The organism is Phytoactinopolyspora endophytica, from assembly GCF_004138495.1.
In the GTDB taxonomy this organism is placed as follows: Bacteria; Actinomycetota; Actinomycetes; order Jiangellales; family Jiangellaceae; genus Phytoactinopolyspora; species Phytoactinopolyspora endophytica.
The window spans coordinates 425,788-442,190 of record NZ_ML142850.1; the positions used below are offsets into that span (position 1 = coordinate 425,788).

General features: G+C 65.8%; 11 protein-coding genes. 6 read left to right on the forward strand and 5 right to left on the reverse strand.

Going from position 1 to position 16,403, the window contains the following annotated elements:
- Nucleotides 1-722, forward strand: a 722-nt coding sequence (locus ELR45_RS05275; protein ID WP_205856036.1) for a fatty acid desaturase family protein, incomplete at its 5' end; no start/stop codon positions are given.
- A 3-nt stretch (nt 723-725) separates the two neighbouring features.
- On the opposite strand, the gene ELR45_RS05280 is transcribed toward ELR45_RS05275, so the two are convergent.
- Entirely contained in the window at nt 726-1,001 is a 276-nt protein-coding gene (locus ELR45_RS05280) for a helix-turn-helix transcriptional regulator (RefSeq protein WP_205856038.1), read from the reverse strand.
- A gap of 184 nt (nt 1,002-1,185) precedes the next feature.
- Here ELR45_RS05280 and ELR45_RS05285 point away from each other — a divergent pair, with 184 nt between their 5' ends.
- Nucleotides 1,186-1,755, forward strand: a complete 570-nt coding sequence (locus tag ELR45_RS05285; protein ID WP_129664008.1) for a GNAT family N-acetyltransferase — start codon at nt 1,186-1,188, stop codon at nt 1,753-1,755.
- 49 nt (nt 1,756-1,804) lie between these two features.
- Here the strand turns inward: ELR45_RS05285 and ELR45_RS05290 are convergent, their stop codons facing one another.
- From ELR45_RS05290 to ELR45_RS05300, 3 genes are all read right to left on the reverse strand, one after another.
- Nucleotides 1,805-2,518, reverse strand: coding sequence for a FadR/GntR family transcriptional regulator (locus tag ELR45_RS05290; RefSeq protein ID WP_129664010.1), 714 nt, complete (start codon nt 2,516-2,518; stop codon nt 1,805-1,807).
- A gap of 70 nt (nt 2,519-2,588) precedes the next feature.
- On the reverse strand, nt 2,589-4,034 hold the full coding sequence (locus ELR45_RS05295; protein WP_129664012.1) for a sulfatase: 1,446 nt from the start codon (nt 4,032-4,034) through the stop codon (nt 2,589-2,591).
- A 92-nt stretch (nt 4,035-4,126) separates the two neighbouring features.
- Nucleotides 4,127-5,353, reverse strand: a complete 1,227-nt coding sequence (locus ELR45_RS05300; protein ID WP_129664014.1) for a Gfo/Idh/MocA family protein — start codon at nt 5,351-5,353, stop codon at nt 4,127-4,129.
- A gap of 252 nt (nt 5,354-5,605) precedes the next feature.
- Between ELR45_RS05300 and ELR45_RS05305 the strand changes: the two genes are divergently transcribed.
- Both ELR45_RS05305 and ELR45_RS05310 read left to right on the forward strand, forming a co-directional pair.
- Complete coding sequence (locus ELR45_RS05305; RefSeq protein ID WP_129664016.1) at nt 5,606-7,156, forward strand: ABC transporter substrate-binding protein; 1,551 nt, start codon at nt 5,606-5,608, stop codon at nt 7,154-7,156.
- A 177-nt stretch (nt 7,157-7,333) separates the two neighbouring features.
- Nucleotides 7,334-12,175, forward strand: coding sequence for an Ig-like domain-containing protein (locus ELR45_RS05310; RefSeq protein ID WP_129664018.1), 4,842 nt, complete (start codon nt 7,334-7,336; stop codon nt 12,173-12,175).
- A 98-nt stretch (nt 12,176-12,273) separates the two neighbouring features.
- Here ELR45_RS05310 and ELR45_RS05315 read toward each other — a convergent pair whose 3' ends face one another.
- Entirely contained in the window at nt 12,274-14,499 is a 2,226-nt protein-coding gene (locus ELR45_RS05315) for an FAD-dependent oxidoreductase (protein ID WP_129664020.1), read from the reverse strand.
- A gap of 222 nt (nt 14,500-14,721) precedes the next feature.
- On the opposite strand from ELR45_RS05315, the gene ELR45_RS05320 reads away from it, so the two are divergent.
- Complete coding sequence (locus ELR45_RS05320; protein ID WP_165367492.1) at nt 14,722-15,441, forward strand: FadR/GntR family transcriptional regulator; 720 nt, start codon at nt 14,722-14,724, stop codon at nt 15,439-15,441.
- Nucleotides 15,442-15,559: 118 nt separating this feature from the next.
- A partial coding sequence (locus ELR45_RS05325) for a carbohydrate ABC transporter permease (protein WP_205856040.1) occupies nt 15,560-16,403 on the forward strand: 844 nt, incomplete at its 3' end.

Sequence of the window (16,403 nt, forward strand, 5' to 3'; positions counted from 1 at the left end):
GCTGGTGGATGAGCAAGCACAGCCGCCACCACGCGAACCCCAACAAGGAAGGCGCTGATCCCGACATCGGACCCAGCGCCTTCGCCTTCACCCCTGCCATCGCCCAGAACCGGCGCGGGCTGGCCTCCCGCCTCACCCGCTGGCAGGGCTACTTCTTCCCCCTCATCGCCCTCGTCGGACTCGCACTCCACATCGCAAGCGTTCAGACACTCGTACAACGGAAGGACCTCAAACACCGCTGGTGGGAGGTCGCGTTCATCACGAGCCGCCTCGGTGGATACATCACCGTGCTCTTCCTCGTCCTACCACCAGGCAAGGCCGCGGCCTTCTTCGGCGTTCAGATGGCCCTATTCGGCCTCCTTCTCGGCGGCACCTTCACCACCAACCACGTCGGCATGCCCATCGTTCCACCCGACATGAGAATCGATTTCCTGCAACGCCAAGTACTGATGTCTCGCAACATCACCGGAGGCAGATTCACCACCTTCGCCATGGGCGGGCTCAACTACCAAATCGAACACCACTTGTTTCCCAACATGCCCCGCCCGAATCTGCGCAAAGCGCAACAGCTCGTCCGAGAGCATTGCGCCAAACACGACGTCCATTACACCGAAACCAGCTTCTTCGGCGCCTATCGCGCGATCATCCGGTACCTCAACACCGTCGAGAACGCCACCACCGACCCGTTCCGCTGCCCCCTCGCCGCCCAGTACCGCGCCTGAGTCTTAGCGGTCAGCCAGAAGGTCGAGCACCTCGCCGATGGTCGGCTTTCGGCTGATCGTGCCGGGCATCGGGAGGTGGTCCTGGATGTGATATCGGTTGCGGCGCCCATCGCGCTCTTTGATCACATAGCCCGCTACCTCGAGGTCAGTGACGATCCCGTACGCAGTGCGTTCGGTGACATCCAGGGCGGCAGCAAGATCACGAAGCCGGGCGTCGGAGTGTCCGGCGATGAACACCAGAGCCCGGGCGTGGTTGGTGATGAAGCTCCACTGAGTCACAAAACCATGGTACATGATACTAGAAATTATATACGAGTATTTACTTACTAGAATCATAAGGCCCATGTAGATCGAGTGGGAGACAGAGGCCGAGGCGATGCCATGGAACGTCGTTGCTGCTCGGATAAATCTGTTGCTCCGATGGAGCGACCCCTGATAGCAAAGCGGTCATGGTGATCTTCCAATGACGTGGCCGCGACCAGCCGGACCGCTGACCCTGCGTCCCCCCACCGACGACGACATCGACCAGGCCCTGACCTGGCGGTACCACCCGGAAGTGACGAAGTGGCTGATCCGGACCGAGGTGGATCCCGATGCGTTTCGAAAGGCGTGGCTCGACGCTCGGGATGACCCGAACGACTCTTCCGCCGTCGCAGAGCTCGACGGAGTGATCGTCGGCACCGGGGCACTCGAGGTTCAAGACGGGTTGGGCCAGACGCATGGCGACGAGTGGCGCGCCACCGAAGGCTTGCTCGGTTACCTCATCGACCCGCGATTCGCCGGAAACGGCTACGCCACGGCGATAGCCCGTGCGCTCCTTGAACTCTCATTCACCGAGCTAGGACTTCGGCGCGTCACAGCCGGCTGCTTCGCCGACAACCTCGCATCGTGGCGCGTCATGGAGAGGCTTGGCATGCGCCGCGAGCAGCACGGCGTCAAGGACTCCTGGCACGCCGAGTTCGGTTGGGTCGACGGCTTTACCTACGGCATCCTCGCTGATGAGTGGCTTTCGGGAGTGGCACGCCGGGCTTAATGGCCGCCCAGCCTTGCCGGCATTTCGAGATTCCCTACCTGCGCAACGTTCAGGCGGACGGTGTCGATCGCGCTTCGATGACAGCGGCCGTGGTGCGGATGTGCTCTCGCACAGCAGCCTCGGCCTTGTCTGGGTCCCCGGCGACGATGCCGTCGATGATTCGCCGATGCTGCTCCACCGCTCGCTGGAGCGAGCCGATGTGGTCGGTGATCAGTTTGACCACGCCATGCTGCATCTCCCGCACGGCGGTCAGTACAACCGTCAGGTAGCGGTTGCCGGTCGCCTCCGCGATCGCCGAGTGCAGCTTCCAGTCCGACTGCGTGAAGGCTTCCCCGTCCCGATTGGAGACGGCCTCGATGTTCGCCTCCAGCTGCTCCTGAATGTGGGCCAGACTCTCGTCCGTCCGGCGCTCCGCCGCCAACCTGGCCGCGGTCACCTCCAGATGCTCCCGGAACTCGAATAGCTCGTTCACCGCGGTGTCATCCGGCGCCACTGACAGGGACAGCACTCGTGATACTGCCGGGCCGGGATCGGTACGGACGTAGCTCCCGCTGCCTTGACGGGAAGACACCAGCCCCATCGCCTCGAGTAACTTGATCGCCTCGCGTACAACGCTGCGGCTCACGCCGAACTCGGATGCCAGCTGCGTCTCGCTGGCGAGCTTCTGCCCATGCGACAGCTCCCCAGTACGGATCTGTCCCTCGATCTGCGCCACGATCTGGTGGGAGCGTGTCTGAACCGGCACTAGCGGTTTGAACTGCACTATGTCATGTTACCAGGTTGTCCAACGTGTTATCCCTGGCCAGCCGCGGTCTTCCCGGTTCTGCCGGCCGTCAGCCGGGCAGGTCCTCGAACGCAGCGCTCGGGTTCGGCGCCGGAACGCGTGCCTGCACGGCGGACATCCAGTCGTGCAGGCACGCAGCGAGACTGTCGGCCCGTCGAAGCTCCTGGCTGTGAACGTTGCGTTCCTCGGCCACGTCCTCTCGAAGGTTGTACAGCTCGTCGTGCCCGTCCTCGAAGAAGTGGACGAGTTTCCAATCGCCGTCCCGGACGGCCGCAGCCGGGGTCCCGCCGTTGTTGCTGTAGTGCGGATAGTGCCAGAAGATCGGCCCCCGTTCGAATGGCTCACCCCGCAGCAGCGGCCCGAAGTCCACCCCATCGACCCTCGGCGCCGGCGACGGTGGCCGCAGACCCGCGGCGGCCAGGATGGTCGGGAAGAAGTCGGTGCTCGTCACGGGTTCACCGATCTGCGTACCGGGCGTCGTGACACCAGGCCAGCGCACGATCAGTGGCTCCCGCACGCCGCCCTCGTACATCCAGCCCTTCCCCTCGGCCAGCGGCGCGTTGCAGGTCGGCGACCCGGTGGCCGACGACAGACCACCGTTGTCGGAGGTGAACACCACGATCGTATTCTCCGCCTGGCCGGTCTCCTCGAGCGCGTCCAGCAACCGGCCGACGTTCCGGTCGAGGTTCTCCACCATCGCCGCGTACGCCGGATCGCCTTGGACCAGGCGCCGTCGCACCGGCTGGTGCCGCTTGTGCCAGACGGGATAACTCTCGCCGTCGGAGAACTCCTCCTGGTCGTCGAGCCCCAGCTCGGCCCGCTTCCGCTCGTACTTCTCGACGCCGTCCGGCGGCGCCTGGATCGGCGTGTGCACGGCGTAGTGCCAGAGATTGAGGAAGAACGGTGTCTCGCCCGCGCTGCGGACGAGGTTGATCGCCTCGTCGGTCAGCCGGTCCGTGAGGTACTCACCGTCCGGCCCGTCGTCAAGAGCCGGGCATCCGTACGGACTGAAATAGCTTGCCGGCTGCCCACGGTGACTGCCACCGATGTTGACGTCGAAGCCGTGCCGGTCTGGCCAGGTACGGCGGTCCCCAAGATGCCACTTTCCCACATGCCACGTGCGGTACCCCGCATCCCGCAGCACTCGCGCCATCGTCACCTCGCTGAGCGGCAACGACGAGAAATACGGGACGTCACACAACCGGCCCACACCCTGGCCGCCGATGAACTGTGTCACCCCGACCCGCGCGGGATACCGACCGGTGAGAACGCTGGCTCGGGTGGGTGAGCAGACCGGCGCGGAAGCATAGGCGTCGGTGAACAGTGCGCCCTCGGCGGCCAGCGCGTCGAGCCGGGGCGTCTCGTAGAAGGAACTGCCATAGCAGCCGAGATCGCTCCAACCGAGGTCGTCGGCCAGCACGAGAACGACGTTGGGCGGTCGCTCACGTGCCTCATCGGCTCCCGTGGCACGATCTGAGTCCGGTCGGTCGACCATGCAGGTCCCTCCAGGCATTCGGGGCGGTACCAGTTGTCCGGCAACCAGGTTAGTCAGGGCGACGTGTCGCCGAGTGGGCGCAACCCGCAAGCTCAGCCGGCGGGCGGGTCTCCGAGATCCGGAATGGTCAGCTGCACGCCGCCCTGAAGCGCGGACTCGTGCGCGATAATGCCCGGAATGCAGTTCCGCGCCGACTCCCAGACGTTGTTCGGCGGCAGGCTCCCCGCGTTCACCGCCTTCGCGAAGTCGTCGACCAGGAAATGGTGCGAGCCGGCGTGGCCGTTCGGCAGTTTCGCGAACTCCGGCGGCAGCCGGTCCACGGGGTGAACCGGTGTGTAGCCGGCATTGAAGTCTTCCTCCATCGCCTCGTGCACTGGCGGCGTGAACTCACCGCTGCGACGGTGATGGCCGGGGCTCAACTTCGAACTCGTCAGATACTGGAAGAGGTCGGCCTGGTCCTCGAGGTGCAGCGTGTTCCACACTCGGGCGTTGCTCTGCTCCTCGTAGCTTCCCTTGGTGCCGTACATGCTCATCCGTGACGACAACTGACCCCGCCAGCCGACTCTGCGGAACTCGTTGACACGGCACATGCCTCCGTCCGAGGTCCGGAACAACGCGGTCTCATTGCTGAAGTTGTTGTCCCACATACTGATGTCGGCGTCGAAGACGCCGTCGTCCTCCCGGTCGACGTAGCCGAGGCACGACACCGACTCCATCCGCGCGCCCGTGACCGACAAGATCATGCTGACCGAGTGCGTCGGGTAGAACATCGGCGGGAAGCTGGCCGTCCGCTTCCACTCCGGTCCCCCACTGCGCTGGTACGCCTCGTAGAACCCGTGGGACATGTCGTGCAGGTATTCGCCTTCACCATAGACGAAGTGCCCGATGTCGCCGCGCCGGAACCGGTCCCGGCAGTAGAGCGTGGACGGCGTGTAGTAAGCCGTCTCGGCGACCATGTAGGTCAGCCCCGTGTCGCTGACTTTCTTCACCAGTGCAGACATGTCCTCCACGCTGATCGCCGCCGGAACGGCGCAGAAGACGTGCTTACTGGCTTCCAACGCCATCATCGCGTGCTCGGCATGCATCCACCGCGGAGTGAAGATGGCGACCGCATCGACGTCGCTATCGCACAGCTCCTCGATAGACGCGTAGGTATCGTCGACGCCGTAGTGGCGGGCCCCACGCTCCAACCGCTCCGGCGCCACGTCCACGAGTGCCACATCGCTCACACCAGGATGGACCTGGAACAGCGGCACGAACGACGACGCGAACTGCCCGAGGCCACATACTCCGATCTTGAACGTCCGACTTTGCACCATCAGCCAGGTCCTCCGCGTGTAGATCCCGAAACATACATCTGTTGATCAGACAGGTCCTAGACCCTTATAGCCTTCCCACCCAATACCGGCACACAGCATCTCGGAAATGCCGCCCTCGGCAGTGCGCGCCAGTTCGGCGCGTGCCAGCTCTTTCAACCAAAGAAATCATCCTTGACATAAGCGGAAAGACTTCGCCACACTAACACAGTCGTCAGACAAGCAGGCAACCAGATTAGCGGTCGAGGAGGACCCATGAACAGATCGAGTAACAGACTGTTCACCGCAGGCGGCAACGGCCGAGTTTCGGCGGGCCCCAGCCGGAGAGACTTCCTGCGTACGACGGGCATACTCGGAGCCGCCGGGCTTTCGGGCATCCTCGCCAGCTGCGGAGGTGACGACCCGCCTTCGTCGGAGGGGAACGCGTCCTCGCCCAGCAGCGGGGGCGGCCAAGGCGGCGGAACGGTGCGCGTGTGGACCGTCCCCACCGGCCCCGAAGACGAGCAGTTCCAGCGCGCCCAGTTCGACCAGTTCGCTCAGGACAACCCGGACGTCGAGGTCGAGCTTCAGTTCTTCCCGCCGGACCAGTATGCGAACGCGATGCAACTCGCCTTCACCGGTGGTCAGGACACGCCGGATGTGTTCCGCCAGTCCAGTGGGCAAGGCCTCGATCTACGCGGAGCCCACGGCCGCGGGTGGGTCCGTCCGATCACGGAGTTCCTCACGGACGATTTCACGGCTCGGTTCCCCGATTACGTCTACGATCCCGACCGCAGCCCGCTGTACATCGACGACGAGGCGTGGGGCGTCCCGAATGCCGACCCGGCGGTCAACGGCTCGCGGCTGCTCTACTACAACATCGATGTGCTCGGGGAGTTCGGCTTCGACGCGCCGCCTTCCACCTGGTCGGAGATGCGGGAGATGGCCGCGAAGATAACGACGGACGGTGGTGGCCGGGTGTACGGCACCGCGCCGGTCGGAGGCGCATTGAAGACTGCCATGATCCTGCAGAACCTCGCCGGTCCGCAGCCGTACCGCTCGGACGCGGAGCCGCCTATCAGTCTGCTCACCGGAGAGCCGGCCATGTCCGAGTCGTCGATGGTCGAGATGGTCGAGTTGCTGCAGTCCATGAACAGCGACGAGATCTTCACACCAGGCTGGGAGACGTGGGACCCGACGCAGGTGCTGCAGCAGATGGCCGCCGGTCGCCTCGGGATGTATATCTTCCCGGTCTTCCACGCTGCGGAGCTGCGTAAGGCCAACGCCGACCTGAACCTCGGCATCGCCTCGCCGCCGGTGCCCGACAGTGGACGCGCGGGCTCGCGCGCCCCCGCGAACGGGGTGATGGCATGGTGGATGATGAGCTCCGAGGCGCGCAGCCCGGAGGCCGCGTGGCGCGTCCTGGACTTCTTCGGCTCGGTCGACTTCCAGCGTGCCGCGTTCGAGGACCAGGGCCAGATCTCCATCATGCCCGGCGTCTACGAGGGCATCGAGGTGGACGAGGACACCACGCGCATCCGCGAGGTCGCCGCTGAGGTCGTCCGTAACCGACCGGAGCCCACCGACGTCGACCCCGCGGTCGAGGAGTTCTACGAGAACCTGGTCAGCAATGGTCCGCGCCCCAACCCGCTGGAGCGCATCACCGAGGCGATCACCCGCGGTACCGACTTCCGGGCGGCCGCCGAGGCCTACGACGAAGAGCTCGCCGAAACCATCGAGGCGGAGCTCGAGCGCAGCGACCTCGGCACCATGGACGCGTTCGTCTTTCCCGACTGGGACCCCTTGGAGGAGTACTCCGCCTCCTGAGCCGGCGCGCAGACCAGGAGCCAGGCGGCTCTCGGGGCGTCGTGCCCCTCTGTCTGGCGACACCAGCCAAGACCTACCGGCCACCACGACGGCGGCTCCTGTCTGCGCGGCCTGGATCACTGCCCCGACAACGGTTCCAACGCGTCTGTCGACTCTCAGGATCGGGAGAAATCTACGATGTCGAAAACCCGTGGTCTTGTCGTACTACTCATCTCGGCCGTTCTCCTACTCTTTCTCACCGCCCCGCAAGCAAGCTCGCAGTCGTCCGAAACTCCGCCGACGGTGTACGTCGCGACCGACGGCGACGACAGCAATGACGGCTCGGAAAACCAGCCGTTCGCCACGCTCACCAAGGCCAGAGATCACGTACGGACACTGATCGCCGACGGCATGACCGACGATGTGCAGATACTGGTCCGCGAGGGCCAATACCACCTCGACGAGCCGCTCAGTCTCGACGAGAGTGACTCCGGCCGCGATGGGCACACCGTCCGTTGGTCCAGCCATCCGGGCGAGACGGCCGAGATCATCGGCGCCAGGCCGATCGAAGGGACATGGGAACCCACCGACGACCCGAACATCCAGCGCATCGCCATTCCAGAGGTGGCCGACGGGTCGTGGCGGTTCGACCAGATCTTCGTCGACGGGGAGCGGCGCGCCAAGGCCCGTTTCCCGAACGACGGCTACCTGCTCACCGACGGCGGCGCGGGGAACCTACGGGAGTTCTCCTTCCGAGACGGCGACCTTCCCGAGTGGCCGGTCACAACCGGTGCTCAGGCCGTCGTCTGGAGCAGCGATTTCTTCGCCGACACTGTCGGCGTCGACGGAATCGACCACGGATCGGACTCGATCACCGTCACGGACGACCTGCTCCGCCCGATCGAGCAGGGCCATCAGCGTCGCTACTTCGTTCAGGGGTTCAAGGAGGCTCTCGACGCGCCCGGCGAGTTCCACCTGGCTGAGGGCGAGGGCTACCTGTACTACTGGCCGGCCGAGGAGTCGCTCGAGGACGCCACCGTGCTGGCTCCGACCGTCGACAATGTCGTCGAGGTCGTCGGGTCCTCCCCCGACCAGCCCGTCCACGACGTGACGTTCGAGAACCTGCACCTGTCGACCTCCACGTTCTCCCCGTACTTCAACGAGACGCACGGCATCGAGTGGAACCGGCCCGCCCCGGCCAACACGCCGGGTGTCGTCTACCTGGAGAACGCGCGTGCCGTCACGGTCAGCGACAACGTGATCTCCAACGCCGGATTCAACGCGGTCTCGCTGCACAAGTCCGCGGAGGAGAACGTCGTGGCACGCAACGAGATGCGCGACTTCGGCTACCACGGCGTCCTGCTCATGGGGACGATCAGCGGTGAGTCCGATGACGACGGGAACCAGGTCTATGACAACCGGGGCAACGTCATCTCGGACAACCACCTGCACGACGGCGGCGTGCTGGCCCCACACGGCGGTGGTGTCTTCATCCATCAGAGTGGGGAGAACGTCGTCGAGCACAACGTCGTCCACGACATGCCCCGCTATGGGATCGCCGCCAAAGGCGGCCGGTCGCCGGACTTCATCGACCAGCTGACCAGCCGGGACAACACCATCCGGTACAACGACGTCTCAACGGTCATGCAGGACACGGACGACGCCGGCGGGATCACACTCACGACGACCGGGCCTGGCAACCTGGTCGAGAGCAACCGCGTCCACGACATCACCGCCCCGTACGTCTCCAAGGGCCAGGCCTACGGCATCTACCTCGACAACAACACCTCGCATGCCACGGTGCGGAACAACCTGGTACACGGAATCGACGCGGTTCTGCCCACCGCGTTGCATGGCCCGATCAACGCCAAGGGCCCACACAACACGATCGACAACAACATCCTGGTCCAGAACACGGAGCGCAGCTCGGGATTCGGCATCCGGCACGCGCAGCACGGCCGGAACGACGCGATCGACCACCTGTACACGCGCAACGTGATGGCGCTGCAGGCCGAGGGGGCCGCGTTCTACGAATTCCTGAACTTCGAGGAGGACAACCTCGAGCTCTCCGATGACAACGTCATCTACAACGCCGCGGACAGCTACACCATCCGCGGTCTTCCCGGAGTCGAGAATCTCGACGACTGGCTGACATTCATGGGTAGCCGGTATGACCAGAACTCCGTCTTCGACGATCCTCAGTTCCGCGACGCCGGCTCCGGCGACTACGTCCTCTCCCCCGAGTCTCCGGCGTTCGCACTGGGCATCGAGGACATCGACCTGTCGGTGATCGGGGCCACGGCCGAGGCACCGTTCGCTCCGGGCGACCTGGCACGCATACACGTCACGGCGGGCGGGCAGGTCTCCCGAGGCGACGTCGGCGTCGGCGACGACCTCGAGCTGGCGGCGACGGCCCGGGACGACACGGGGCTACTGTTCCCCGACTCGGACGTCTCGCTCAGCTTCGCCAGCGTCGACAGCTCGATCGCGACTGTGGACGGCTCCGGCGTGGTATCCGGCCACGCGGCAGGCGTCACAGCCGTCACCGTCACCGCGGATGCCGGAGACGCCGGGCAGGCCGAAGTCTTGTTCCCGATCTACGTGGGTGACTCGGTCGACTCCATCGAGCTGAGCGCGGACACCGACGTCCTCGCTGTGGACCAGCAGGCCTCACTGCGCACGGTCGCACACACATCGCTCGGGACGAGCCGGCGACTCGACCCGGGCGAGGACGGCGTGACGTTCTCCTCCGACGACGAGAGCGTGGCCACCGTCGACGACAATGGCACGGTCACCGCGCTGCAGCCGGGAACGGCGACGATCGAGTCCGGGTACACCTCCGGAAGCCAGAGCGTCACCGACACGCTGACCGTCACGGTGCACGACAAGGTCCTCGACAGCGTCCTTGCCGGCACCGAGACCCTCGGCGTCGAGGAGGGCGGGTCGACCCCGATCACGGTCTCCGCGCTGTGGTCCGACGGAACGGACGTCGACCTGTCGGAGATCGACTTGAGCTACTCGAGCGGCGACGAGTCCGTCGCCACGGTCGACACCGACGGCACACTCACCGGTGTCGCTCCGGGCACGGCCACGATCCGCGTCACCGGCAGCTGGAACGGGATCGAACGGCACCACCAGTTCACCAACTACGTCGTGCGGGACACCGCGCTGCCGGACGGCTGGATCCACACCGACGTCGGCGACTGGGACGGTCAGGAGAGCTATGTCGAACACGACGACGGCCGCTGGGTGCTCAACAGCAACGGCATCGACGCATGGGGCGAGGAGGACCGGGTGACCTATGCCCACCAGAACGTGGACCTGGCCGACTACCCGAACGGGTTCTCCGTCGTCGCGACGGTGGAGTCGGTGGCGGAGATCCATACCAACTCGATGGCCGGGCTGATGATCCGGGACGACCTCACACCGTCGGCGACGAACGTCGCGCCGAGGATCAGGCCCGGCGGGGTGATGCCGGTCGGGTACCGGCAGAGCGCCGGCGGCGGCACGGTCAACGCCTCGGGCAACCCCCAGACGGACTTCCCCGCCACGCTGAAGCTGACCTACGTGGACGGCATCCTCACCAGCTCCTATCTCGACGGCTCGGAATGGGTGGAGTCCGCCCAGGTCACGGTCGACATGTCGGACGAGGTGGGGGTGGGCATCTGGAACGCCGCCGCCGACCCGACGGGACTGTCGCAAGCCGTCTTCAGCGACGTGCAGATCGTCGCCGAGGACCCGGTGCCGGCCGATCCCGAGACACGGGCCGAACTCGAGCGAGAGATCACGGTCGCCTCCGCCTTCCATGCCACGAGCACCGAAGGCGACGGCGACGGTGAGTATCCGTCCGAGGCGATGGCGGAGCTGCACACCGCCATCGAGGCGGCGCGCAGCCTGCTGGCCGACGAGAACGCCACGCAAAGCCAGGTCGTCCGCGAGACCGAGTCGTTGACCAGTGCCATCACGCACTTCCAGAACGCACGCGTGGTGCCGAGAGTCTTCACACTGGACTTCGAGGACGACCCCGTGGGGCAGCCTCCGGAGTCGGTCTACACGACCACGCCGGACAACGGCACCGTCGCCGTCGCCGAAGGCGGCTATGACGAGCGGCAGGCCATGGTGATCGAAGGAACGGAGACGACCTACCGGGTCTTCGCCGACGTCCCGCCTTCCGAGGCGGACCGGACGACCTACTCGATGCGGTTCATGCCCGAGCAGAACTCGGTTCCGTTCGTGTACCGGCTGGGCTCGGCCGACGGCGAGGAGCAGATGATCCACCTCTGGTTCCTGGGCAACGGCACCATCCGCCTGATCCACGGCGACGGCTCACAGGAGATCAACATCGCCTCCTACAGCCCCGATCAGTGGTACACCGTGGACGTCACCGCCGATATGACCAACAAGACGTTCGATCTCGAGCTCGACGACGAGCCGATCATCTCCGACGTGCCGTTCCGGCATCCGGTCGAGTCGATCGAGACGGTGGAGTGGCGTGCCGGCGACGGACGGTTCTGGATCGATCACGTCACCGCCATCCCCGTGCAGGACACGGATGCGGCCGTCGAGTCGATCACCGTCGACGGAGCGGAGCTGGAGGACTTCGACCCGGACGAGACCAGCTACGTCGTCGAGCTTCCACCGGCCTCACCCGTGCCGGCGGTCGAGTCGACGCCACGGCATCCGCAGGGCTCGGCCTACGTCGCCACGCCCGACGAGGTGCCCGGCACAGCGTGGGTGGTCGGTATCTCCGAAGACCGCACCACGCACCGTTCCTACGAGATCGAGTTCACCTGCGGCACGCACTCCCCAGAGGAGACGGTCGTCGTCGGCGACGTGGACAGCGACGTGCCGAACTACTCCCGCGCGGACGGCTGCACGTTTCTCGACCTCGTGGACGACGAAGGGCCGTTCGCCGACCACGGCGAGCTGGTCCGAACCGTACGGTCGCTGGCGAAACAGTGGTACGACGACGGGATCCTCTCCCGGCAGGAGTACCAGACGCTGGTGATGTCCGCGGCGCAAGCCGGGACGAACGAGTGAGGCGTGACGTCACCGGTGCGGACATGACCGACAGAAGAAGCGGCTGGGCGGCCGGAGGTCGATTCCTCCGGCCGCCCAGCCGTCCGTCCGCGACGTTGTCAGACGTCGTAGACGCGGATCGCGACCACGTGTGCCCGCTCGCTTCCGTTGGTGGACTCGACCACCACGCGGACGCTCTCCGCGTGGACCGGACCGTCGAGCCGGTGAACGCGGCGCCGGCGGCGGTTGTCCCGCTCCTGCGCGACGGTGATCCACTCGCCGTCGGCCAAAGCCTCGATCCGGTAGTCCTTGACCAGCGCCGGGATGACATCGAATGGCGTGTGCGTGCGGTGCAGGTTGTTGAGGTCCTCGTTGACGTCGTCGTCGAAGATGACCTGGATCTCGCCGACCTCGACCGGTGCGGGCCAGCTCAGCCGGACCCATTCCGCGCGTCCCGGGCGGATCGGCTCGGATACCCACATCTGCGGCCCGCCGAAGGGCCGCGCGTAGCCACCGATCACGTTCTCGGGCCGGAATGCGGACGTGGTGACCCGCACGCGCAGGCATGGCGCCTGCCTGGGGATGACCCGCCACTCTCGCAGCGGCTGCGGATACCCGAGGTCGCCGGGAAGCTCGATCCGTTCGAACCCGATCACGCCCGGAAAGTCGTCAGCCATAGCCAGCGATACCTGTGTGTTCCGCTCGATCACCACGAAGGCGTTGCGGGCCGGCTCCGGTTCCCAGCTCACTGGAAGCGTGACCCACTGCCCTTGGCCGGCAGGCACCGGCACGCTCGCCTTCGCCACCGGCTCGGCTGGGACGTAGTTCTGGGCCCGGCCGGTCGAGTACACGGTGACCGACAGCTCGGTGTCGGCCGCCGCGTCCACCAGCACGTCGATGCCGTCGAGACGCGGATCCACCGGGACGATGGCACCGATGTCCGCGTCGAGCGCCTGGCGACGTCCCGCCGTGTCGACCGCGAGGTCGGTGAGCGTGCTCGACGCCGTCACGGTCGCTGTCAGCGCGTGGTCGGCCGGATCCTCGTAGGCCATCCCCAGAATCGGCGCGTCCTGGCGCAGCATCGTCAGCTGCAGCTCCCGCAGGTGTCGGGCGTGCAGCTCACGTGGGGCGACGTCGTTCGCCACGCACAACGCGGCGGCGGATCCGGCGGCCTCCCCGGTAGCCGCACACGTCGCCATCACGCGCGTCGTACCGAACGCCACGTGGCTGGCGCTGATGTCCCGGCCGGCGAAGAGCAGGTTGCTCACGTTCGACGAGTACAGGGACCGCAACGGGATGTGGTAGTTCCCGTCCGGCAGCCAGTGCTTGGAGCCGGCTTCGTTCGCGTACACGCCGCCCACCGGGTGCAGGTCGATCGACCAGCCGCCGAAGGCGACCCGGTCGTCGAAGTCGGCCTGGACGAGGATGTCGTTCTGGGTGAGGGTGTAGTCGCCGACGAACCGTCGGTACTCGCGCTTGCCCGGGATCGACGCGACCCACTCCAGGGTCAGCGTGTCCGCATCGAACTGTCCGGAGTTCTTGATGTAGTCCCAGATTCCGTAGATGACGCCCCAGAGCTCGTCCCGGATCCGCTCGTTGTCGTGGACCGAGTCGAGCTCGCCGCCCCATTCGATCCACCAGTTGTAGCAGCCGTCCCGTTCGGTGCTGATGATGCGCCGCTCGGGGATCGAGGTGGTGGAGATGTCCACAGCGAAGCTCGGCGGCACGTACTTCACCGGCCGGCCGATGTCCTTCGAGTAGAAGAGCATGGTACTGCCGAGCGTCTTCGAGTCCGCGACCTCCGGCGCCCACGGCTCCCCATACTCGTCGCTGGACTCCCTGCCTACGCGATATCGCGCTCCCGCCAGGTGGCCGACCAAGCCATCCCCGGTGCAGTCGAGGAAGACCGGCGCACGAAACTCGATGCTCCGCTCAGAGCCGGTCATCCAGCCCGTCACCGACTCGACGATCCGCGCGTCGTCCGGGCCGTCGGCCTGGACGGAACGGACGTCGGTGTTCAGGAACAGCTGGATCCCCGGCTCCGCGCGCACGGCTTCCAGGACCACCAGATCCCAGTAGTACGGGTTGCCCTCGGGGTTGCGGTACTGGTTCTCCACCAGCATCTCCCCGATGATCCCGTTTTCCCGGGCGAAGCGCTGCCGGCCATTCGCGGTGGCACCGCAGATCCAGACCCGGACCTCGCTCGACGAGTTGCCGCCGAGGACGGGCCGGCTGTTGATCAACGCGACGGACCGTCCCAGCCGCGCGGCCGCGATGGCGGCGCAGACCCCCGCCAGACCTCCACCGACCACGACAACATCGGCGTTCACGGATTCCTCGCGCATACATCACTCCAAAGTTGTCTGATGACCTGTCTACTATGCTGTGCTCGAATCGACACTGTCAAGACAAGAGGTCGCCTCGTACCGCATGGACGGATGGCGCGAATCGCCTCCGCAACCGTCAACTGCGCGGCCCGGGAGGCGGAAACCACCATCGCGGACAACCGGTCGGACGAGTTCATCCGTTACTTGAAAGTCGTCAGACAAGCAGTTAACATGACGACCGTGTCGTTTGAACCCCTGCGGAAGCCGCAGACTCGGTCCCAGCTGGTGGTCTCTCAGATCGAAGATCAGATTCGCGCCGGCGAACTCACCCATGGCGAAAAGCTCGCGAGCGAGACCCAACTCGCTCACCAGTTCGGCGTCAGCCGCAGCGTGGTCCGCGAAGCGCTGCGGCTCCTTGAGGCCATGGGCCTGATCAGCTCACGACACGGCAGCGGCAGTTACGTCAGCAACAACACCGAACGCATCGTCTCGCGCATCCTGTCTCTGTCCGTCATGCCCGACGAGACGTCGGTTCACGAGCTCTTCGAGTTTCGCGAGTCGCTGGAGAGCGACGCCGCACGCCTGGCCGCTCAGCGAAGGTCCGAGGGCGACGTCGACACCATCCTTCGACGGCTCGAGGCCAATGCGTCCGCGGCGGCAGCGCGAGACGCTGAGGAGTTCACCCGGACCGACTGGGAGTTCCACGCCGCCATCTCTGAGGCGGCAGGCAATCGCTACCTCGCTGTGGTCCTCAAGGCGGTACGAGAGATGCAGTACGACGTCGTCAACCTGCTGACCACGGACACCGGGTCCGTCGACCAGGCCGTGGACCAGCACCGACGGATCGTCAAGGCCGTGATCGAAGGATCCGCGGAAGGAGCCGAGAGCGCCGCGAGGATACACATCCAGACGACCGCCGCATGTTGCATCGAGCGCGCCATCGCGTCGATGCAGGACTGAGACCACCCTACCCACGCGCATACCGAGAGGGAGGCCACACACCGTGAGCTCTGCGCGCCTGACCGAAGCAACCGGTATGGCGCCACCGCGACGCAGACCACAGAGCCTGAGATCGCGCATGTGGCGATACCGCTGGCACTATCTGTTCATCCTGCCGATGGTGGTGCTGTTCGTCGCGTTCACCGCGTGGCCGATGGTGGCCAGCTGGGTCTATTCCGTGTTCCGGTGGTCCGGCTACGGACCGATGAACGACTTCGTCGGTCTGGCGAACTATCGGGAAGCGTTCAGCGACCCGCTCTTCTGGAACGCCTTCCGTAACACCAGCGTCTTCGCGCTGTTCGCGATCTTCGTACAGTTGCCTCTCGCCCTGCTGATCGCGATGGTGTTGAACAACAGCGCGCTCAAGGGCCGCAACATCTACCGGGTGCTGCTGTTCCTGCCCGTGGTCACCACCACGGCGGTGGTCGGCGTCGTCTTCGCCATCTTGCTCGACCCCTCGGGCGGCCCGCTCAACGAGCTGCTGCTCAGCCGGGAGTTCCTCGACCGGCCCATCAACTTCCTCGGCAGCGAGAGTCTCGCTCTGCCGACCGTGCTGGTCATCGACATGTGGAAGGGCATCGGCGTCACCATCATCTACTGGCTCGCCGCGTTGCAGACCATCCCCACCGAGCTGTACGAGGCGGCACGGATCGACGGGGCCGGCCGCCGGCAGATGTTCCTGCGGATCACCGTGCCGCTGCTGGTTCCCCTCGGCGTGGTCATCCTGCTCCTGACCTTCGTCACCAGCCTGAACGCCTTCGACATCGTCAAGGTCATGACCGACGGCGGTCCGAACGGCGCCACGGACATCATCCAGACCTACATCTTCCGCTACGCCTTCGACCCCGAGGGCACGCCGCGTTTCGGATTCGCCTCGGCCGTCGGGATCCTCTTCGGCGTCGCCGTCATGCTGCTGAGCCCAC